Annotated in this window: 17 protein-coding genes; 7 read left to right on the top strand and 10 right to left on the bottom strand. The window is 46.7% G+C overall.

The window, feature by feature from the left end; genetic code table 11:
* Positions 1-61: 61 nt before the first annotated feature.
* On the top strand, positions 62-1249 hold the full coding sequence (locus P364_RS0118135; RefSeq protein WP_024631506.1) for an MFS transporter: 1188 nt from the start codon (positions 62-64) through the stop codon (positions 1247-1249).
* Between the two features lie 57 nt (positions 1250-1306).
* Here the strand turns inward: P364_RS0118135 and P364_RS0118130 are convergent, their stop codons facing one another.
* Complete coding sequence (locus P364_RS0118130) at positions 1307-2293, bottom strand: helix-turn-helix transcriptional regulator (RefSeq protein ID WP_024631505.1); 987 nt, start codon at positions 2291-2293, stop codon at positions 1307-1309.
* Between the two features lie 88 nt (positions 2294-2381).
* Between P364_RS0118130 and P364_RS0118125 the strand changes: the two genes are divergently transcribed.
* The gene (locus P364_RS0118125; protein ID WP_024631504.1) at positions 2382-2825 is read left to right on the top strand and encodes a VOC family protein; all 444 of its coding nucleotides are present in this window, start codon (positions 2382-2384) and stop codon (positions 2823-2825) included.
* A gap of 91 nt (positions 2826-2916) precedes the next feature.
* Here the strand turns inward: P364_RS0118125 and P364_RS0118120 are convergent, their stop codons facing one another.
* The 4 genes from P364_RS0118120 to P364_RS0118105 all read right to left on the bottom strand — a co-directional run bounded on the left by P364_RS0118120 (position 2917) and on the right by P364_RS0118105 (position 7338).
* Complete coding sequence (locus tag P364_RS0118120; RefSeq protein WP_024631503.1) at positions 2917-3696, bottom strand: PHP domain-containing protein; 780 nt, start codon at positions 3694-3696, stop codon at positions 2917-2919.
* A gap of 67 nt (positions 3697-3763) precedes the next feature.
* On the bottom strand, positions 3764-4591 hold the full coding sequence (locus P364_RS0118115; protein WP_024631502.1) for an energy-coupling factor transporter transmembrane component T family protein: 828 nt from the start codon (positions 4589-4591) through the stop codon (positions 3764-3766).
* The gene (locus P364_RS0118110; RefSeq protein WP_024631501.1) at positions 4566-6458 is read right to left on the bottom strand and encodes an ABC transporter ATP-binding protein; all 1893 of its coding nucleotides are present in this window, start codon (positions 6456-6458) and stop codon (positions 4566-4568) included. The genes P364_RS0118115 and P364_RS0118110 overlap by 26 nt, the downstream gene beginning before the upstream one ends.
* The gene (locus P364_RS0118105) at positions 6451-7338 is read right to left on the bottom strand and encodes a hypothetical protein (protein WP_024631500.1); all 888 of its coding nucleotides are present in this window, start codon (positions 7336-7338) and stop codon (positions 6451-6453) included. Before P364_RS0118105 ends, P364_RS0118110 begins: the two co-directional genes overlap by 8 nt.
* Positions 7339-7542: 204 nt before the next feature.
* Between P364_RS0118105 and P364_RS0118100 the strand changes: the two genes are divergently transcribed.
* The 5 genes from P364_RS0118100 to P364_RS0118080 all read left to right on the top strand — a co-directional run bounded on the left by P364_RS0118100 (position 7543) and on the right by P364_RS0118080 (position 13804).
* Positions 7543-8376, top strand: a complete 834-nt coding sequence (locus P364_RS0118100) for a MurR/RpiR family transcriptional regulator (RefSeq protein ID WP_024631499.1) — start codon at positions 7543-7545, stop codon at positions 8374-8376.
* A 339-nt stretch (positions 8377-8715) separates the two neighbouring features.
* Positions 8716-9636, top strand: coding sequence for a methyl-accepting chemotaxis protein (locus P364_RS38615; RefSeq protein ID WP_236642147.1), 921 nt, complete (start codon positions 8716-8718; stop codon positions 9634-9636).
* Between the two features lie 149 nt (positions 9637-9785).
* Positions 9786-11480 (top strand): spore germination protein, encoded by a 1695-nt coding sequence (locus P364_RS0118090; RefSeq protein ID WP_024631497.1) that lies wholly within the window; start codon positions 9786-9788, stop codon positions 11478-11480.
* Between the two features lie 27 nt (positions 11481-11507).
* Positions 11508-12605 carry a GerAB/ArcD/ProY family transporter gene (locus P364_RS0118085; RefSeq protein ID WP_029881075.1) on the top strand — a complete coding sequence of 366 codons (1098 nt, stop codon included), beginning with the start codon at positions 11508-11510 and terminating at the stop codon, positions 12603-12605.
* A complete protein-coding gene (locus P364_RS0118080) occupies positions 12602-13804 on the top strand; it encodes a Ger(x)C family spore germination protein (RefSeq protein ID WP_024631495.1) in 1203 nt (400 codons plus the stop codon). Before P364_RS0118085 ends, P364_RS0118080 begins: the two co-directional genes overlap by 4 nt.
* A gap of 243 nt (positions 13805-14047) precedes the next feature.
* On the opposite strand, the gene P364_RS0118075 is transcribed toward P364_RS0118080, so the two are convergent.
* The 5 genes from P364_RS0118075 to P364_RS0118055 form a co-directional block, all read right to left on the bottom strand.
* Positions 14048-14905 (bottom strand): DUF4097 family beta strand repeat-containing protein, encoded by an 858-nt coding sequence (locus P364_RS0118075; protein ID WP_024631494.1) that lies wholly within the window; start codon positions 14903-14905, stop codon positions 14048-14050.
* Between the two features lie 33 nt (positions 14906-14938).
* A complete protein-coding gene (locus P364_RS0118070) occupies positions 14939-17341 on the bottom strand; it encodes an ABC transporter permease (protein WP_024631493.1) in 2403 nt (800 codons plus the stop codon).
* Positions 17342-17344: 3 nt separating this feature from the next.
* Entirely contained in the window at positions 17345-18103 is a 759-nt protein-coding gene (locus tag P364_RS0118065; protein WP_024631492.1) for an ABC transporter ATP-binding protein, read from the bottom strand.
* Between the two features lie 125 nt (positions 18104-18228).
* On the bottom strand, positions 18229-19671 hold the full coding sequence (locus P364_RS0118060) for a sensor histidine kinase (protein ID WP_024631491.1): 1443 nt from the start codon (positions 19669-19671) through the stop codon (positions 18229-18231).
* A 20-nt stretch (positions 19672-19691) separates the two neighbouring features.
* Complete coding sequence (locus tag P364_RS0118055) at positions 19692-20390, bottom strand: response regulator transcription factor (protein ID WP_024631490.1); 699 nt, start codon at positions 20388-20390, stop codon at positions 19692-19694.
* Positions 20391-20577: the final 187 nt, after the last annotated feature.

Here is a 20577-nt window from a genome sequence, read left to right as displayed (position 1 = left end):
AAGAACTACAGCCTGGATCAGTAGTGAATGCAACCATATAACCATACATGAGGTGATCATAGTGAAACTGTTTTATATCGTCCTGGCGCTTATTCTGGCTTCATTGAATTTGCGACCATCCATTACATCCATTTCTCCATTAATGAGTACCATACAAAGTGATCTGGGTATAAACGGAATTACCGCAAGTCTGTTAACTACGCTTCCCGTATTATGTATGGGCATATTCGCTCCATTTTCCGTAAAGTTAAGCAGGAGGTGGGGGAATGAGGGTGCGATCGTGTTGGCTTTAATTCTCATTGGAGTAGGTACGGCACTGCGGTTGTTCGTTGGTGCAACGCCTCTGATGATGTTTACTTCTTTTCTATCCGGAGTAGGGATTGCTTTGGCAGGACCGCTGTTGTCCAGCTTTATCAAGCAATACTTCCCCACGCGAGTTGCTGCCATGGTGGGTATCTACTCTACAGCAATGGTCGTGGGAGCCAGTATTAGTGTTGGGTTATCAGTTCCCCTTCAAAATATTCTAGGTGGGTCGTGGAAAGGTTCACTTGCGCTGTGGGCATTACTTGCCCTCATTGCTTTGCCGATCTGGGTGAAATTAGCCTTGTCAGCAAGAAAGGTTCGACAATCCGGGCAGATTTCTGCCGTGAACGTTGAAGCTCTTCCGGTGAAAAATAGTCGAGCATTGATACTGACGTTGTTCTTTGGTTTGATGGCAGCGATTTTCTATTCCTTAACGGCCTGGCTTGCACCCGCGATCCAAAGCCAGGGATATACGAAAGAGACTGCCGGCAGCATCCAAACGTTATTTACGTTGATTTCATTACCATCTACTTTGTTGATCCCAATGCTGGTACATCGATACCAAAGACGTGTGTTCTGGCTTGTAGGGTGTGCGTTAATGGAGTTAATTGGCGTCTTGATGCTGAACCTGTCCGTCAGTCCTTGGCTGGCCGCGATCCCACTCGGCATTGGTGCCGGGGGACTGTTCCCAATTGCATTGATGCTGCCTATTGATGAGACGAATAACGCTCAGGAAGCCAGCGCATGGTCAGCGATGACTCAATCCGGCGGCTATATTCTGGGCGCACTTGGTCCGTTGGGGATCGGCTGGCTACACGATGCCACGGGCAGCTTCATTCAAGCGTTCTATGGTCTGGCTATCATCATTGTGCTGCAAATCATCGTTCAGTTGGCGATTGGCAATAAAAAAAGCTCTCCAGCGGTTCATGATAAACGAAAGTTCTGACCGCCCAATGATCCAAAGTGAAATCATTAGTTTAACTTATATCATTTGTAGCGATAACTAAACATGGTCGAGCAAATCCAGATAGTGCTGTCTTAAAGACTCTTTTAATGTATCGGGTTCCATGATCTTGATGGATTTGCCGAAGCTTGCGAGATAACGAATGATGAATTCAATCTCATGGGCTTCATACGACCCGACAAGAGTCATCTCTCCAGAATCGTTGATAAGCTGCATGGAAGGAAACTGTTCTTGCTGGAACAGCTCGATCCCTTTTTCATTAATCAGACATTTGAATAGGATGGCGTCTTCTGATGGTTTCCATAACGAATGGGCATCCTGTAGATTCAGTTCATTAATATGCGTTATAGGTTCGATGTCTGTCATCTGAGGTGATGTGATACGGTCACAGCGGAACACACGGTACGCCTGTTTACCCAGATCATACGCTTGGCAATACCAGTAGCCTTTCATGGCATAAAGGGCAATTGGCTGAATGGTGCGGATACTAGGCTTAGGGTTTGGTTTGTCGGGATTAGAGCTGTGATGTGGGTTGCTACTGCTGCGAATGTTCTGATACGTAATTTGTATCACTATATTCTGAACAGCAGCCATCAATAGAAACTCCAGATGCTCACTATCCCGGATTTGCTCGGTGTGTCGGAAAGAGACACGATGCTGGATTCGCTCGATATCCTGTCTCTGGTTTTCGGAGAGGGCGCTTAGAAACTTCTCGTGAATGGAACGAAAAGACACCTGAAAGGGCAAATTGGTAAAGCTTCGCAAAGCCTGCATGGCAAAGTAGAGGGCATGAAGCTCACTCGTATTAAACGAAATAGGTGGCAGCTGCATCTGCTGAAGCAAACGATAACCGCCGTAACGTCCGTACTCAGCATAAATAGGTGCACCGATTTCCTCCAATGATGCGATGTCTCTTAATGCGGTTCTCTTGGATATCTGAAACTCCTGCATAAGATCTTGCAGGGTAAAGTGTTGTTTTTGATTGATAAAGCGCAGCATCTGGTTCATGCGTTCTGATTTTTTCATAAAAACACCTCTCAATGGTGCCATGGATTGGCACCATTTGTCGTTATAGTAAACAGTGTAATCCAATCAAACGAAGGAGGCAATACAGATGAACTTTGAAGTGATCCCGTTTCTGTCGATGAATGGAGACGCTGCGGCAGCCATTGCTTTTTATGAGAAGTACTTGGGTGCTAACGTGTTGTTTAAGAAAAATTATAAAGAGATGAAGGAAATGAACCCGGGGTTTGAATATCCTGAAGGCCAGGATGAATATATTACACATTCGGTGCTTCAGATCGGGGTAAACAAATTGATGATTGCTGAGGAGGAAATGGATAGGGAGCGGCCTTGGCAGCTGGGAAACAGCACTTCACTATGTATTCAATCGAAAGACAAAAGTACAATGACTGAGCTGTATCATTCTCTTGTGCAACATGAAGAGGTTACGGTGCTGGTGCCTTATGAACAAAACGAGTTTAGTCCGGGGTATGGAATTGTCCGTGACCCGTTCGGAATCGTGATTCAATTATGTGTGACGGTGCATGATTTTTAATTAAGGAAAAATGAATCCGTAATGAGCCTGCAGGATGTATATCCTTTGGGCTCATTTTGAATTCTTTAGAAGCTGTCGTTTTCTCTAAACTCTAAACTTCCTGCAAACGTGAGGCGTCCAGCTTGGCCAGACGTTTCATCACTTTCTTAAGCATCACGGAAGCTTTGACGCGGAGGGGAAGGTCCGGGGAGATTTCGATGCTGTACGCTCCGGCGAGAATCTGCTCTTTGAGCTCGGCAACCGATGCGCATGGACGATCCAATACATTGAATACACTGCCGTATTGCAGGCACTGGTGGGTATCACTTCCGGCAGTGACTGGTTTGCCGAGGGACTGGGCGAATGGATCAACCTGATTGCGGCACGTCTCGATGCCGTATTCATACATGTCCTTGGCGTTCAGATCAAAGGCGTCCAGACGTCCCAGCAAATCACGATCCAGCTGATACAGCGGAGTGGATTCGCGGAAAGGGTGTGCGCCAATCTTGAGCAGGGGCCAGGCTTCGGCCAAATCCAGCAGTTCGGCAAAAGGAATGAATGAACCTTTGGCCGTATATTGTTCCAGGCCACTGCGGACGGCAAGGATATGTTCTTTTTGACCCATCAGCAAAATATGTCCTGTCTCCTGAATGTCCACTTCCATGCCGGGAAAAATGCGCAGCCCGTCTGCATCATAGTACTCTCCGTTATAAGGATAGAGACGATCCAGTGTCTCGTAGACATCGTAGAAGTTGCGGGTATTAAAATGCTCGGTTAGCGCGAGAGCTTCGAGCCCGCTGGCTTTGGCTTCGCTAACCATTTCGGTGAAGTAATCGACCGAGAAGTCAGAGTTTTTGGATAGTTTACCGTGTGTATGAAGATCAATGCGCATAAAAGACACTCCTTTATTCCATGAATGGTTAATGATATGAATTTGAATTACAGAATTTCATTTTGGATTACAGTATTTCGTAATGCCCACCGAGCCAGAACAGCAGTGCAACATAGATTGCCGATCCGGCGAGAAATCCGAGGTCACGCGAGGTGATTTTCAGATGGGCCAGCTTTAGACGTTTGGACTCGGGATGCTTCATGCCGTACGAGAAACCACGTGTCTCCAGTGCTTCTACGGTTGTACGGGAACGCTTGGCGGTAGCCAGCATTAGTGGGAAGAAGGACACAACGAACAGCTTCATATAATAAACAACAAGCCGCCAATAGAGCCATCCGTGCCGGGAGGGAACCTGACCCCGTAGTCTGTAGGACAGCATGATATTGCGGAATTCACCGAACAGCACCGGCAATATGCGGTAGGCATAAGAGAGGCTGAAGGAGAACGTCGCAGGCATGCCAAGCGCAAGTAATCCATCGCCGATGCGTTCCGGGTCCATGCCCGAAAAGACGGTGATACTCGCCAGTGAGACGATGGACAGCTTCAATGTCAACAGCAGCAGAGGGAATGCCGATTCCAGATTGCCACCGAAAAACAGCGAGATGATGAACATCCATCCGACTTGACCGATCAACCCCAGGCAGAGAATGATAATGATAAAGGGTGCGGCTCTGGACAATATGGTGGTAGTCACCATCAACAGGAACATGCCAAGCAGCACAGTCCCGTTATGAACAAACCAGGGAACGATGGCAAAAAAGAGATACCAGATCAGCATGGCACGGGGATCAATCCGCGACAGGCTGGCATGCCCGCTGCCATATACGGTATTCATTAGCTCAAGCTGAATGCGTTCAATGGAAATTTTGTCAAACCAGTTGCGGACAAGCTGCATGATGCGCATCCTCCTTGGTGATTGATTGATTCAACAGGCTATCAACAAAAGCCTCGGTTGTCGGTGAAAGTGTTGACAGTCCCATCCGGTGCGAAAGCTCCATGATCTGTGTAAGCGCAAGTCCGGAGCGGCGCAGAAGGGATTCATCTGCAAATACGTCCGCAGGTGTACCGTCTGCTTCCACCTGGCCATTGTGAAGCACGATAACACGAGTAGCCCATTGGGTAACCAGCTGCATGTCATGCGTGGCAATGATAGTTGTTCGTACATGCTGATCCAGCTCATCCAGCACACCGATCAGTTCTTCGCGGGTGGCGAGGTCCAGATTGGCGGTGGGTTCATCCAGCAGCATGAGTGATGGTTTCATGGCTGCACCGATAGCAAGTGTGACCCGCCGTTGTTGTCCACCACTGAGAAGTCGTGCATCTCGCTCTTGCAGTGGAGTGAGCCGGAAACGCTCCAGTACATGTGCAATCTGCTGCTCAGCTTCAGGGATGCGCCGGTTTTTCAGGAAATACGCTACTTCTTTGCGGACACTGTCTTCGATAAACATTTCGGAAGAGTTTTGAAAAATATAAGCAACCTTGCCCGCCAGCTGCTCCAAAGAGGAACGGTGGGTAACCTCACCCAGAACACTGACGCTGCCTTCCTGAGGCAGGCTAATACCAGCCATCAGCTTCAATAATGAGGATTTGCCTGCACCATTGTTGCCAATTAAGGCAATCCGTTCTCCTTCATGGAGTGAAATATTAACACCGCGAATGACCTCATGTTCTTTTTTGCCCAGTCCTCTGTAACGCAATCGGGTCTGATGAAACTGTACAATAGGAATCAACGGTTCAGCAGTAGAAGCCGAAATTGGACGCTCGGTACTCACAATCCGATTGGAAGTATCGCGTGCCAAGGTTGAAAAAGATGAATGTTCATTTTGCAAAGTACCGAATGGAATGAACGAGTAATGCTCGGCAAAATAAACCTTAGCTTCTTCCACAGTGACCGGGAAACGTTGGGCTGAACCTGAGAGGCCTGCCTCTTTTTTTGCTCCCTGCGATAACTCAGCAGCCTGAATAGCTGCACGTGTCACCTCAGGAGGCTGAATGCCAAGCCGCTCCAAATCGGCGATTCGATTCAAACCTTCCTTAACCGGAAGATTCCACAAGACCCGGCCCTTGTCCATCAGGACCACATCCGCACAGAAGTCGGCAATAAATTCAGTATGATGTTCAATGACGATAATCGTCTTGCCATATTCGGTATTCAATCTGGAAAGGCACTCATAGATGAGTCTTGCATGCTGCGGGTCAAGCTGTGAGACAGGTTCATCCACGATCAGGATATCTGGGTCGAGCGACAGAGCCCCAGCCAGGGCGAGCAAATGTTTCTGACCACCACTCAACTCCCAGATGTATCGATTATGAATGGCATCCAGACCACACATGGCAAGTGCGCGTTCGCCGAGCTCCCGATAGTTGGGCAGTCCGTAATTGAGAGGTGCAAAGCAAGCCTCGTCCAGGACGGTAGGCCGCACGAGCTGATTGTCGAAGTCCTGATAGACGTAGCCGATCTTTCTGGACAGATCTGCAACACTTCTGCCCTCGGCAGGTACGCCAAGCACATGGACTTCACCGGAGAAGTCACCCGTATAGAATTGGGGGATAAGGCCGTTGAACAACTTGCACAGGGTGGATTTGCCGCACCCGTTGCCCCCGATAATAGCTGTGAAACTGCCTAGCTGTAGTTCTAGCGAAGCTCCGTTCAGGACAGGCTCTTCCGAGCCAGGATAGGTGAAAATGACATTTTGAATGGAAATGGCGGAATCCGGTGCAGTAATAAGGTCAGATGTGGGTAGGACATTATGCTTATGCATAGGGTCTGTTCTCCGTACCTGGGCCGCCTTTGTTCTTGTTGCGTCTTGCCCGCATGATTAAAAGTGTTACTACGGCGACCAGGGTCGCAGCACCGATGCTGATCCAGATCGAAGCAGAACCGTACTGATCTTCGTAATCCGTCTCCCACACTGCGAAATTGATGTCCATTTCGGACAGAGATTCCGCGCCAAAGGCCACTGCGAGCAGAAGCACACCGATGAGGATCAATTTTGGACGGAAGAAGCCGATGCCTTCATATTTCATACCTGGATTACGAGGCTTGATGCCGAGCAGCGGTTCAATTTTGCCGTAGAGCAGAGGAACCAGATACAGCGTCGGCAGAAGAGCGAACAGGATACCTGAGAACAGTACGTCATTCAGAAAGCCAACCCCTTCGATCAGTACAATACTTTCCGCAAGTCCAGGAACTGCTTCCAGCTGCTCCACACCAATCCACACTTTACCGATATCCACCAGTGAACTGAGGAACTGATGAATAATGACTCCCGTCATGGCTGCGATTCCAACCTGTCTGCGATTGCGAGGGTCACTGACCATACGTCCTGCCACATACATGGCAAAGGAAAAGGTAATGAATTTCTCCAGCTCGCCCAAGCCGCCGAATTGACCCAGCATCAGCTCACCGAAGATCACTTCGCCAAGAGCTGCACCAAGAGCGGCAATCATAGGGTGAAACAAAATGCAGAGTGTCAGCGGAATGAAAGCAAAATATTCAACAGACAACTCAATGGGTCCCAGCTGAAGCTTGGGAATAAGCTCTGTGAACATGTTGGACAAGCCGTACAGTGACATGGAAAGCACAAACACCATCATTTTCTGTGAAGACGTCAGCGTATAACGCTCAGTCATCTTCTTCATCGTTACATACCTCCCTGAAAGTTGGTGATCATCATAGCCACAGTCTAGGGGCAGAGTATTAACGGGAAAGAAGACATTTGTAAATCGAATGTAATTTTTATTACATAAACTTAAATTAATGAAAAAAATATTACATACACAAACGACTTCCTCTTCGTTCAACTGATATACTGAGTGCAGAGCGAGAAAAGGAGTGCATACAGAATGAATTTGTTTACTCATAAAGAACAGCTGTCACCAGGGCATCTGAAAATTGCTGATTTTGTTGAACGCAATCCGGAGGAAATCCTATTCATGACGGAGCAGGAGATTGCAGACAGGCTGGGGGTTAGTATTGCAACAGTATCCCGTTTCTGGCGGGCAGTTGGATATGACAATGCCAAAGCATTCAAAATCCGGCTTCGTACATCCGAAGACACCACACCTGCCCTCAAATTAAATAAAACAATCTCCCGCATGGATACGGACAGCCTTCCCGTTCAGTTGCTGGAAGCCTCCGTCACCCATTTGCAGGAGACGTTGTCTCATATGAAGCAGGGAGATCTGGAGCAGGGAGCCTCCATCCTTGCAGAAGCACGAAGAGTATATATCTATGCCCCAGGGCCATCCGCCGGTTTGGCGGAGTTATTGTCCTTTCGGCTGTCCAGATTCGGATTGACGGTCATCCATCTCGCTGGTGGAGGTCATGAATTATTGGAATCGCTAATGCATATGCAGCAGGAGGACGTGGTACTGTTGATGTGCTTCACAAGGCTGCTTCCTGAAGCAGAAGTCATTCTGGATTATGCCAAAGATACAGGCAGCAAAGCCGTACTTGTGACAGATCGCGAAGACCTGTTATATGGATTGACGACGGCGTTATCTTTTTATGTCAGCAGAGGGGAACTTGGCGAGTTTCATTCCATGGTTACTCCACTCCTGTTAATGGAGCAACTGGTGTTGGCAGTGGGATTGATGCAGAAGGAGCATGCGCTGTCCAAGCTGGAGCACTTAGCTGAACTTCGCAGTAGGTACGCGGATAAATTGCCAAGAGGCTGATGGATGAACAGGCAACGTAACGTAATGCATAGAGACGCATACAGATCACAACGTAGATATGGAAAGTTATACCACTATTAGGGGCGGTTATACCGCCTCTTTTTGTGTTAGAAATTGTTGATGAAAAATAATGTTTAGACGGGTGAGTTATGGGGTATAAAAAGGCAAGCCGTAACCCAATTGCTGAAAATTGATTTGGGAGTGATCCAATTGACTGCAATTGGAGTATACATTAATAGAGTCGTCTCTATTCAGTTGGATACATAATTGCAAAACAGCAGGAACTGCCAGAAGGAGAACGGTTTAATCACGGGAAGAAGTCAGGGAGTGGGGATCGCTTTGCCTATAGTAGATGTGGAAAAGAAAGATGTTGTCACCGATGCGCTGGTCATCAAGGCCATGGAGAAAAGCCTGGCCATGATTCGATTCGATCTGGATCGACGGGTTACTTATGTTAATGAAGTGTTTGCCCAGACGATGGGCTATACGGTAGATGAGATGTATGGCATGCACCATCAGCAGTTTTGCTTTAATGAATTTGTGAACAGCCCCGAGTATGAGGCATTCTGGAGCAGTATTTTTAACGGCGCCAGCTTTCAGGACAAGATTGAACGCAAGGATGCAAAGGGCAATTCCGTATGGCTTGAGGCAACCTATATGCCTGTCTATGATGAATGGAATCAAAACATACTAGGTGTCTCCAAAATAGCTACAAATATAACTACCCGTCAGAACAATGTTTCAGCTGTCGTTAATGAATTGAAGACGATGTCACATGATCTGAACGAGCATGCAGATATCGGCATTGAGCGAAGCCGTGAGCTGATGTCCAGTATCACGTATATCTCTGAAGTTTCCACCCAGAACCGAGCAACACTGACTCATTTGCAGGAACAGGCACGTTCTATTCAGGGAGTCGTTAAAACGATTCGCGAAATTGCATCGCAGACCCAGCTTCTGGCCCTGAACGCTGCGATTGAAGCGGCACATGCAGGAGAATATGGACGCGGGTTTGATATTGTAGCGAAGGAAGTACGGAAACTTTCGGCCATGGTCGAAAATTCCATTAATGAGATTCGGGATAGTGTGAATGGGATAACGAAAGAGATTACGAACATCTCTGGCGGAACACAGAAGGTTGAAGGATACGTGGAGCGTAGCCAGCAGCAAATCGAGGTGGCGTTGAATGATTTTACAACCATTGCGGCGTCTGCGCAACTGCTGGATGCCAAAGCGCAACACGTAGCCCAAATCGTATAAATAAGGTAAACTCCATTAACCCTATAGGGAAGCAGTGCTGATAGAGGCATCTGCTTTTTTTGTTGTTCAAAAAATCGGGAATTATTGTGAACAGTCAGGGTAACAATACTCAATGATACCAAGAAAGTCTAGATAATGGGGTGAGACGGATGTGGCCGAAAATATTCTCTTATGTGCCGGAGTGGTCTACTTGGGGACAGGCATTTTTATTACTTTTGATACCAATCTTGTTCTTGAAAGGATTCCAGTGGGTGCGTTCATCCTTAAAGAAAGGGACCTTTTCGAATAAAAATCAACAAAATCGGGATGCTGACTCCAATCCTTCTACGGGCGAAGAGACAGGAAGTTACGCAAATATAAGGCTTACCGGGAAGTATGCTACGGATCTGATTAGTGTAAAAGAAACGTTTGGTCAAAATGCAGACGTACATATACGGGAGTTTACGATAAGGGGAACCCATACGCCCGCGGCTGTCATGTACGTGGATGGTTTGGTAGATCATGATCTGATCGATACGCACCTCATCACACCCCTTATGACTGAGGGGGTACCCAAAACAGAGCGGGAAACATTTCAACACCCCGAAAATGAAAATGAACTCAAAGCTTATATAAGCAGTCAGCTGCTGCCTGTTAGTGAAGTTCAGGAAGCGGAGACGTTGCAACAAGCGGCACGGGCAGTTCTTATCGGCAAAAATGTATTGTTGATTGACGGGATGCCAGGAGCTCTTCTTGTCGGATCAGCAAAAGGGAAAACCCGCAGCCTGGAAGAGCCGCTATCTGAAGCACTGCTTCGCGGGCCAAGAATCGGCTTCACCGAACGGCTGAGTGATAATACCGGCATACTACGGCTATTCGGAGGTAACGAGGCTTTGTTTATGACCAAGCATCAGGTTGGTACCCGGATCAAAAGGGATCTCGTCATTGCGTATTTCCAAGATATTGCAAGTTCCGATCTTGTCACTGAGGTGGAGAAAAGAATCCAAAGCCTGGACATGGATATGATGCTGGAATCAGGTTATGTGGAACAGTTGATTGAAGACGATGAACTGAGCCCATTTCAACAGGTTCAGAATACAGAGAGACCCGACCGTGTAATCAGCGGGTTGTTGGAAGGACGCGTAGCCATCTTACTGGATGGAACACCCTTTGCATTAATTGTGCCGTCGACCTTCAGCATGCTGCTTCAATCCCCCGAAGACTATTACGAGCGATGGATTCCGGGAACGTTTCTGCGTATGCTTCGTTTTCTGGCGGCCATGCTTGCCCTGTTCGCGCCTGCATTGTATATCTCCTTTATCTCTTATCATCCGGGTCTGATTCCAACGAAGCTGGCTCTAACCATTATTCAAACCAGACAGGGGGTGCCTTTTCCCTCTATTATTGAGGCGCTGATTATGGAAGTCTCCATTGAAATTTTGCGGGAAGCGGGAATTCGACTTCCGAAGCCGATCGGACCTGCGATGGGCATCGTTGGCGGTTTGATTATTGGGGAGGCCGCGGTGAAGGCCGGAATGGTCAGTCCATTTCTGGTTATAGTTGTGGCCGTCACTGCGATTTCTTCGTTCTCAATCCCTTCATATAGTGCGGGGATTACACTGCGTATATTACGTTTTTTTGGAATGTTCAGTGCGGCGGTCTATGGATTGTTTGGGGTAGTCATGTTTTTCTTGCTGCTCTGCAGTCATCTGGTTCGGTTGAAAAGCTTTGGAGTTCCTTACGTCACCCCGGCGGTGCCGTTCAGCCTGTCGGATTGGAAGGATTTCTTAATTCGGGTACCCTTACGAATGATGAGGCAGCGCCCAAGCATGATGCATCCGAAAGACCCTGATCGCAAAAAGTAGGCATATCCGATATTCAGGAGGTGGATCATGAATCCTAAACAGGATCAGCTGACGACAGTTCAAGCCGCAGTCTTTATCATCAATTACATGCTCGGTGCAGGAATACTAACACTTCCCCGAACTACGGTAACGGCGGTCAAAACGCCTGATGTGTGGATTTCAATTATATTGTCCGCTCTGTTAGTTATGCTGCTGGGTATAATCCTGGTGACCCTGTGCCGAAGATTCCCAGGGAAGACCGTTTTTCAATTCACTGAGGAAATCACAGGGAAGTGGATTGCTTATATTTTGGGAGCTGCGATCATCCTGTATTTCCTTGTCATCTCTGCCTTTGAAATCAGGGTGATGGCTGAAGTCACCCGATTATATTTATTGGAGGGAACCCCGGTGTGGGCCATTGTCATGGTGTTTATGTGGATCGGCTTTTATTTGATCTCAGGAGGGATCAACTCCATGGCGCGTTTGTATGAGATCATTTTACCCATTACGCTTATTCTTTTTGTACTGGCCATTTTTCTGAGCAGCAGTCTGTTTGAGATCAATAATTTGAGACCTGTGCTGGGAGAGGGGATCATGCCGGTGTTTAAAGGGCTAAAATCTTCGGTGCTTGCCTATACGGGTTATGAAGTCATGTTTGTGGTGATGGCATTTATGAAAAATCCAGAGAAGGGCAAGAAAGCCATGGTCTGGGGAATCCTTATCCCTATGGTGATCTACCTCATCACATTGGTTATGGTTGTTGGCAGTTTATCTATTGAAGGCATGAGAACAAGAACGTGGCCAACCCTTGATTTGATGCGCAGTTTTGAGATTGAGGGATTGTTCTTTGAACGGTTCGAATCCCTGCTGCTGGTTATTTGGATTATGCAAATTTTCTCTACGTCTACAATCACGCATTATGCCGCTTCTCTTGGATGTTCTCAATTGTTCAAGAAAAAAATGCTGCCTTTTCTGATCATTCTGCTCCCGATCAGTTACATCACTGCTATGCTTCCGCAGAACGTGGACGAAACGTTCAAACTCGGAGATGCTTTGGGGAATGTATCCATTTATTTGTTTGGTGTTTTGCCACTATTGCTTCTGTTGTTGAGCATGTTCCGAAAGAAAGGAGGCAAGTACAATTGAACAGGATCAGAAAGAAATTAACCCTTTTGTCAACGGCCCTGCTGGTTTTTACCTCAGGTTGCTGGAGCAGTAAAGAGATCGAAGATTTAAGTGTCTATGTGGGTCTGGGACTGGACGTCGCTGAGGAATCGAAATTTGAACAGGACATTAATAAACAAGGAGGTCATTATCCCAAAAACAATGTATTTACATCTACCGTACAGATTGTCCCACGTGTTGGGGGAAAACAGGAAAATCAAAGCAGTTCCAGTGGTTCTTCCGGCGGACAAACCTTTTTGAATGAACAGTTGACCGGAGATTCCCTTTTTCAGATCTTTCGTCAGTTTGCTCTAAGAAGAGACCGTCCGCTCATTGGTCATCATTTAAAGGTTATTGTCGTTTCCCAAGAGTTGTCGAAGAAATATAGCATGGAGCAGCTGCTTGATTTTGTTTTGCGGGACAATGATATCCGACCCAGTTCCCTTGTTCTGGTGAGCAAAGGACGCGCTTTGGATGCTCTTAGCTCCAAGGAGCCGGGAGAAATCCCAGCCTTTTATTTGAGGGGGTTGGTGAATAATGCATATCGTACCAATAAAATTCTTCCTCCTGTATCCCTCGCGAAACTTGATGGCAAAATGCAGTCAGGATCAAGCTTTTTGCTGCAAAATGTCCTTACTGCTGATGGGGAGCATAAATTCTCAGGCGCAGGCGTCTATAAAGGGAAAACGAAAAAGTGGATCGGCTCCTTAAATCAGGTGGACCTTCAAGGATTGTCCTGGATCACTGGGGAGGCTAAGGGAGGGGCCTTAAAATCGTATGCACCGAAAAAGAAACATACGATAGTCTATGAAATCAAGTCTACGAAGAGCAAAATTGTGCCAAAAGTCCACGGAGATGACATTTCTTTTCATGTAAAGGTTGAATCAGAAGGTCAGCTCATGGAAGATTGGAGTGCTCCGGAAATTCCTTCTACGGAAAAGTACATTCGGGAATGTGAGGTTCAGTTCGCTGATACAGCCAAAGAACAAATACAGCAGGTCATGAACAAAATGCAGGACACCTATCGGGTGGAAGTGGCCGGATTTGGAGAGCAGTTGCGGATCAAATACCCGAAGGTATGGAAAAAGGTCAAAAAAAATTGGGATGAAACCTTTAGTCAGATTCCCGTGACCTATGATGTGAAAATGAAAATCACAGATTATGGATCATCGACGGATTAAAGATGAGGTTGGAGATTTCCTTTATCCACAAATGGATGATGATATTTAATTGTTGGTGAACAGCCTGAGCCTGATAGCCTCACGGTTGTTGCCATGTGGATTTCGAAATGTTAAGAGCTCTTTCATATCCATAACGGATTTGAAAGAGCTCTTATTGTGTTGTTTATTCAAGGAATACAAGCTATAAACTGTTTAAGTTAGCTGCAAAGAAGTTCGTACCAGTGAATGTTGTGAGCTGTCCTGCTATTTGTTCTCCACTGTAATGGAACCTACGGAAGTCTTGATGGAGAGCTGAGGGCCGCCGCCAAGGACATCTGTTCTTCCTTTGGCAGCACCCGAGACTGTGCCCAGATCTGTCTCTGTTTTTAGCGTATATGACAGGTTGGAAGGGATTAAGGCTTTAACAGTACCCACTTCCGTTGAAACTTTGAGCTGGCTTCCATCCCCAAGATTATTCAAATCGAGACGAATGGTACCCGCATCGGATTTAACCGAGGATTTCCCATCTACTTCTAATTCCGCAAGATCAATCGATCCTGCATTGTTGGATACGTCATAACTCCCCTTTAGACCAGTGAGTGAAATGTTGCCTACCTCTGTGGATATTTCATATTCTGCGACATGGGAAGGAACCTCAACAACATAGTTAACGGTAAAATGGGAGTTTCCCAGATTTTTATCGGCCCAAGACCACAGATCTGTTCCATCCTGGCCTTTGGGGTGAATCTGAACGGAAGACTTTTTCCCTTTGGTTATCAAGGAGACTTCTGCATTCTGGGCCAGCTCCTCCAGCGTGGATTCACCGGAACGATTATTTAATGCCTGAAAGGTTGTTCGTACACGGAGGCCCGTGTCTTCGCTGCGACGTATCTCAATATTCCCAACAGCATTTTCAATGATCAGCGTGTTAGATACTTCTTGCAGGTTTACTTCGGCAAGCTCCTTGTTAATGGCATTACTGCTGATCAGCTTCATCCATCCGGACTCTGCTCCCTGGGAAGTGCTTTCGCCAGAGTGGGGTGTGATGGGGTTGTTTGTACATGCAGTCAACAGACCGACTGAACCCAAAGCAACGAGAGCTCTTTTATAAACGTTGCGCATGTTATGCCTCCTTCATTCTTCATACGTTTAGTATTATTCAACGACCAGAATGCGTGGGGAAGCATCACGAATCACTCTGGATGATACCCAGGAGCCCAGAGCTGCTGCAAGAATGCTCATGCATGCAAATAATAGTATGCCTCCCCAGTTCAGGATGAGGGGAATCTGTACAATTCCGTATCCGGAGAGGACCTTTTCAAGCAGAATTGGCAGCATATATACACCTACGACGATTCCAAGAATTGCCCCAATTGTGGAAAGAGCTGCAACCCCCAGTGCAACTGACAATCGAATTCTTCGGGATGTCATGCCTATGGACTTGTAAATTCCGTAGGTTTTACTTTCTTTGCGAATGCTAATCCGGCAGGTACTGAAAATGATAATGAACGTAACCAGAATAAACAACAGACCGATGAGAGCCATGGGGTACACAAAAATGCTTGCAGCTTCTGCATAAACAGAATCCAGCAGCGTTTTTTGCGTGACGATGGAAGCAGAGTCTTTGAACCGCTCATTCAATTGGTTAGCAATGGCTCCTGCCTGTGAAGGATCGTTGACATTGATAAACGCGACATTTACATCTCCGTAATCCGGATTCACGCTTCGAACCGCTTGAGCTGTGATTCTTCCGGATACCGACAAGTCGGAGATGGCCTGATAGATGCCCGAAATCATGAACGTGCGCTTCTCTCCTTCAATGTAGAGATCAATGAGATCTCCCATATCCTTGTTGAACATCTTGGCAACACTAACCCCGATTGAAATTTCATTTTCGAGTTCCGGATTGTTTCCTCTCAACGTCTCAAAACCAAGATCTTGATAGCTTCCATCCAGTACTCTTAGATAAAGACTGGTAGACTGGCTGGCCACGTCGGTTGAATCATCTGGAAGGATAACTCCGGTGATGTTCCCTTGCCAGCCCACATTTTTGATGCGAGGGTCTTCTTCCAATACGTTCTGCAGCTCTGCTCTCGGAAACGTAGTTTTGTTTACAACGACTGCGGCAATGTTAGCATTGTCATAACCCCATTTGGCCGCCGTCTGATAGATTCCGGTAATGCTGGTCAGTACAACATATCCAAGGACAAGCACAGAGGCAGCCATCGTGGTTAACAGCAGCATCAGAACAGAGCTCTTGGTATTCTTGATCAGATTTCGTATGCCAATGACGGCGGCTACTGGCAGCCGGGCAAATCCAACCCGGTTGGCTAGAGGCGAATTCATGCGTCGGGCCAACCGGGTATTTTCTGTTTCCGACATACCGTAGCGGATGGCTTGAACAGGCTCGATGCTGCGCGCCTTTTTGGCGTATAACACAACGAATAATATTACCAGCGCAAACAGCAGTATGCCGACTAACATGGCTGCTCCGATGCCTTCCATCGGTACATCTCCATTGCCAGTTCGCAGAGAAGACACAGAAATGTTGATAATGAATTTGGATACAAACACGCTCATCGCCAGTCCTGGAATAACGGCAATGATGGACAGTAAAGCATATTGAATAACATAGGTACCGATTGTTCTCCCGGAGGTCAATCCCAGTGATTTCAGAATCCCTATTGTTTTGTAGTTGGCCAGAATGGCATCCGAAATGGTAAATCCAATGGTGATGAGAGCGATAACCATCATGACAGCCCCCAGGAAAATCATAATGAATCCAATAATCTGATTGATGATCAGATAGAAGGAAGAGATGCTCTCAAACTCCATCTTGGTTTCCAGAAATGGTGCACCCGTCTCGCTGGCATAACGCTCCCAATAGCTGGAATTCGTATGATAATCGTCAAAATGTATGCCCATCATATGATTATCTTTTCCTGCGATTGCCTGAAAATCACTCTGGTAGTCTGTACTGTTCATCCAGATCCTTGCCGTATTAGTGAAAGGTGCCCCATAAGGCACATCGACTACAATCCCGGAAACGCGAAGATCAAGGGTGGTCGACCCGGTCTTGAAATTAACGGTATCTCCTACAGCCATATCATAGCCATTCGCCATGGAAGTGGGAATCCATATCGTCCCCTGTGCTGGAGCAGAGCTCTGTGTACCGCTTGAGAAGACCAATTCATCCACAGCCCATGGTGGTGAAGGGGTATTCATCATGTACAGATACAGGTTGGGAATATCTGTGCCTTTGAAAGTGATGCCAGACAGCGTACGGTAAGTCAGCAGAGGTGACACCTCAACTCCGTCCTGGGCTGCCCACCAGTCATGCACGGCTGTAGGGTCATTCAGCCCTTTATCAAACGTCAGTATTTGATGAGACCCATTGGTTCGGTTGTGCATTTCGTTAAATAGGTTACCTGTATTGGCCAGAATGATGACCGCAGTGGATACCAGAAGGGTCGATAGCAAAATGAGCAGGGTGATGAACCCGTTTTGTATTTTGTTTTTGTTCAGGTAGGAGAGGCTCAGTTTCAACATGGCAGCCATAAATTACTCCTTTCCCGATACAAACGCGAAGACCATTGATTCCCGATCCTGTATCTGGTGTTCGTCATATTTGTCAAACTCGAGGGTACCACCAACCTTGCCATCCCGGATAAAGATCAGACGATCAGCCCGGCACGCTGCCTGGATATCATGTGTAACCAAGACGACCGACTGTCCCTTCCGGTTGATATCGGTCAGGATATCCAGTACCGCTTTCCCGTGGTCATGATTAAGGCTCCCGGTGGGCTCATCCGCAAAGATAATGTCAGGTGAATTAATCAGTGCGCGTGCGATTGCTGCCCGTTGCTGCTGTCCTCCCGATGTTTGGGAGGGAAGGCGGCTGTTCTGTCCATCAATATCCATTGCCTTCATGAGATGGGAAGTACGTGCCTTGATCTCATTTCTTTTACTACCGGCAATATATCCAGGCAAAGCAATGTTGTCCTGAATGGAAAGGTCGGGCACCAGGTTGATGCTCTGATAGATGTAGCCAATTCTACGAGTGCGGAATTCGGACATTTCCCTTTCACTATAGGTATCAATGCGCTGATCACGGAAGTAAACCTCCCCGGCTGTCACTTGGTCCAGTCCGCTCAGCAGATATAACAGCGTGGATTTGCCTGAACCAGAATTGCCCATGATGACCGTGAAGTCCCCTTCATAAATATCAAGATCGACATTTCGTATGGCGTGGTATTGTTCACTTCCAGTATTGTATGTTTTGCACAAGTTTTGAGCCCGGATAATGTTTGTTTTGGTCAAGCGGATCACTCCCCACTGCAGTATACGGTTCATTCTATGGGGAGGATGTTGAGGAAGAATTATCAAATTATGAATAAAGTATTACAGTGTGCTTTGGGTGAGACAATGGAAATTTACTTAACTGCTCAGCAGATCGGAAGAGTGAACTGAAACTGGGTACCCTGACCTTCTTTGCTCGAAAAGGAAATATGCCCCCCGTGCGCTTCGATAATGCTTTTGCAGATGGACAGACCGAGGCCGGTTCCTTCATGTACATTCCTTGAGGACGATGAGGAATTTTCCCTGAAATACCGCTCAAATACAAAAGGCATATCTTGCGCCCTTATTCCCTGCCCCGAATCAGAAATACTGAACCGGAATTGTCCCGAATCCAGTACTGTATTAATGCGAATGGAGTCTCCCGGAACAGTATGTTTGAGCGCATTGGATACGAGATTGGATAAAACCTGTTCGATTCGTATGGGGTCCATTCGTATGAGCACATTGGGAATGTGCTCAGGTTCCTCATAATTCAGGCCGTTCAATCGTACGATATGTCCGATGGGCTTCAACATGGCTTCGAATGCAGAAAGGCTGTACATTTCACGCGGCTCCACCGAAATCTGGCCCAGCTCCTGCAAGGCATGTACAAGCAGGTCCTCAACGAGACGAGCTGTTTTGTCCGTATGAGTACGCATGATCTCCATGTACTCCATCAGCGTCTCCTCATCGGAGCACAACCCTTCAAGAATGGCTTCTATGTATACTTTTACAGTTGTAATCGGAGTTTTGAGTTCATGGGATATATTCGTAATCAGTTCTTTTTGTGCCTTCTCCTGCCTAATATGCTGTTCACTCAAATGCATAATTTCGGTGCGCATCAGATCCAGCATGGCGTACAGTTCGCCCATTTCATCTGTCCGGTTGTACTGGATCTGCTCATCATACTGTCCCTTGAGAATGAATTCAGCATGTTGCTTCAGCTGCTGGATAGGGGAGAGCACTCGTTTTCTGATCTTACGTTTCATAACGATCAGTAGAAGCCCCAGGATGAGGGAGATTATAAACAGGGTTCCCAGGACAAAAAAAGTGAACGTAGAGGACTTCTGAACGATGACAAGCGACTGCGGAATCGTAAAAATGGCGTTACCGATCTGTCTGCCCACCGGGCCGTCCATAACAGGAAAAGCGATGTTAAGTGAATTTCTCCCATCCATAGCTTCTAAAGCATGATTCAGATCATAATGCAATTCAGATCGCAGATTAATCTTTCTGCCCTCGAAGGAAGGAGTGGAGGATAGCAGCACTGTTCCATCCAATCCGACATAGTCGAAATCAACGATGCTTTTCTCGGCGAGGGAACGCAACTGTTCCTGGATATTGGAATCATTCAATTGATCATGGGTTTGCTCCAGTTGGAGCAGAATGGGGTTAACCTTGAGACGAACCTGATTGATTGCCAGATTGGATTCACCTGAATGTCTGCCTATAAGTAAATCAAGAAAGAAAGCGAGGCTGCATGCAATGAGAATAAACAGGAGAGTTAATGACGTTTTGAGCCAACGTTTGGTCCAGGTGTGTAGTGACATACAGTCGTCTCCCATCCCACTTATTCATGGTTGAATTTGTATCCGACGCCCCACACTGTTTTCAGAACAGAAGGGCGGGAAGGGTCTGCTTCGATTTTTTCTCTCAATCTTCGTATGTACACGGTAACCGTATTTTCATCTCCATACTCGGCATATCCCCAAATCGCGTCAAGTAACTGGGATTTGGAAAACACTTGATTCTTATGGCTTGCCAGATAAAACAACAGCTCAAATTCCTTGGCGGAGAGAGAAACTTCATTCCCGTTGAGGGTAACCTTATAGGCTTTCTTGTCAATTTCCAGATTAGACAAACGCAGCAGGTGAGTGAGATCACGTTCTTTACTCAGACTGTCATATCGTCTGAAGTGGGCATTGATTCGGGCAAGTAATTCGCTCAGGGAAAAAGGTTTGGTCATATAGTCATCCGCCCCGAACCCCAGGCCGAGAACCTTGTCCGTGTCACTTCCCCTTGCGCTCAAAATAAGAATAGGAATGTTGTTTCTCCGGCGAATTTCCCGGCATACATCAATTCCGTCCATATCCGGAAGCATGATGTCCAGAATAATATAGTCCGGCTGCAGAATGTCCATCATCTGCAACCCGTCCTGCCCGTTACTGGCTACTGCTGCTTCATACTGGTTCTTGGTCAAGTAGTCTCTTAAAATGCGTGAAATATCATGTTCATCCTCAATGATGAGAATTTTGCGTTTAGATTCCATTGAAATCTCTCCAAATTGTAGATTAATAGATTATAAGTTTGAGTATGTATGAATCTATAAGAATACTATATTTAACTATACAGGTTTGTGGTTGTAGCGTCATGTGAATTAGGAGAGTTTTTTTGGAAGAAAGTGGCAGGTGGGGAATCGGCTGCTTTCTTCCTGAAGTAAGGAGAGAATCAAGTCA

The sequence above is a fragment of the Paenibacillus sp. MAEPY2 genome, from assembly GCF_000499205.1.
GTDB lineage: Bacteria > Bacillota > Bacilli > Paenibacillales > Paenibacillaceae > Paenibacillus > Paenibacillus vandeheii.
This window is presented reverse-complemented; position numbering and strand designations above follow the sequence as displayed.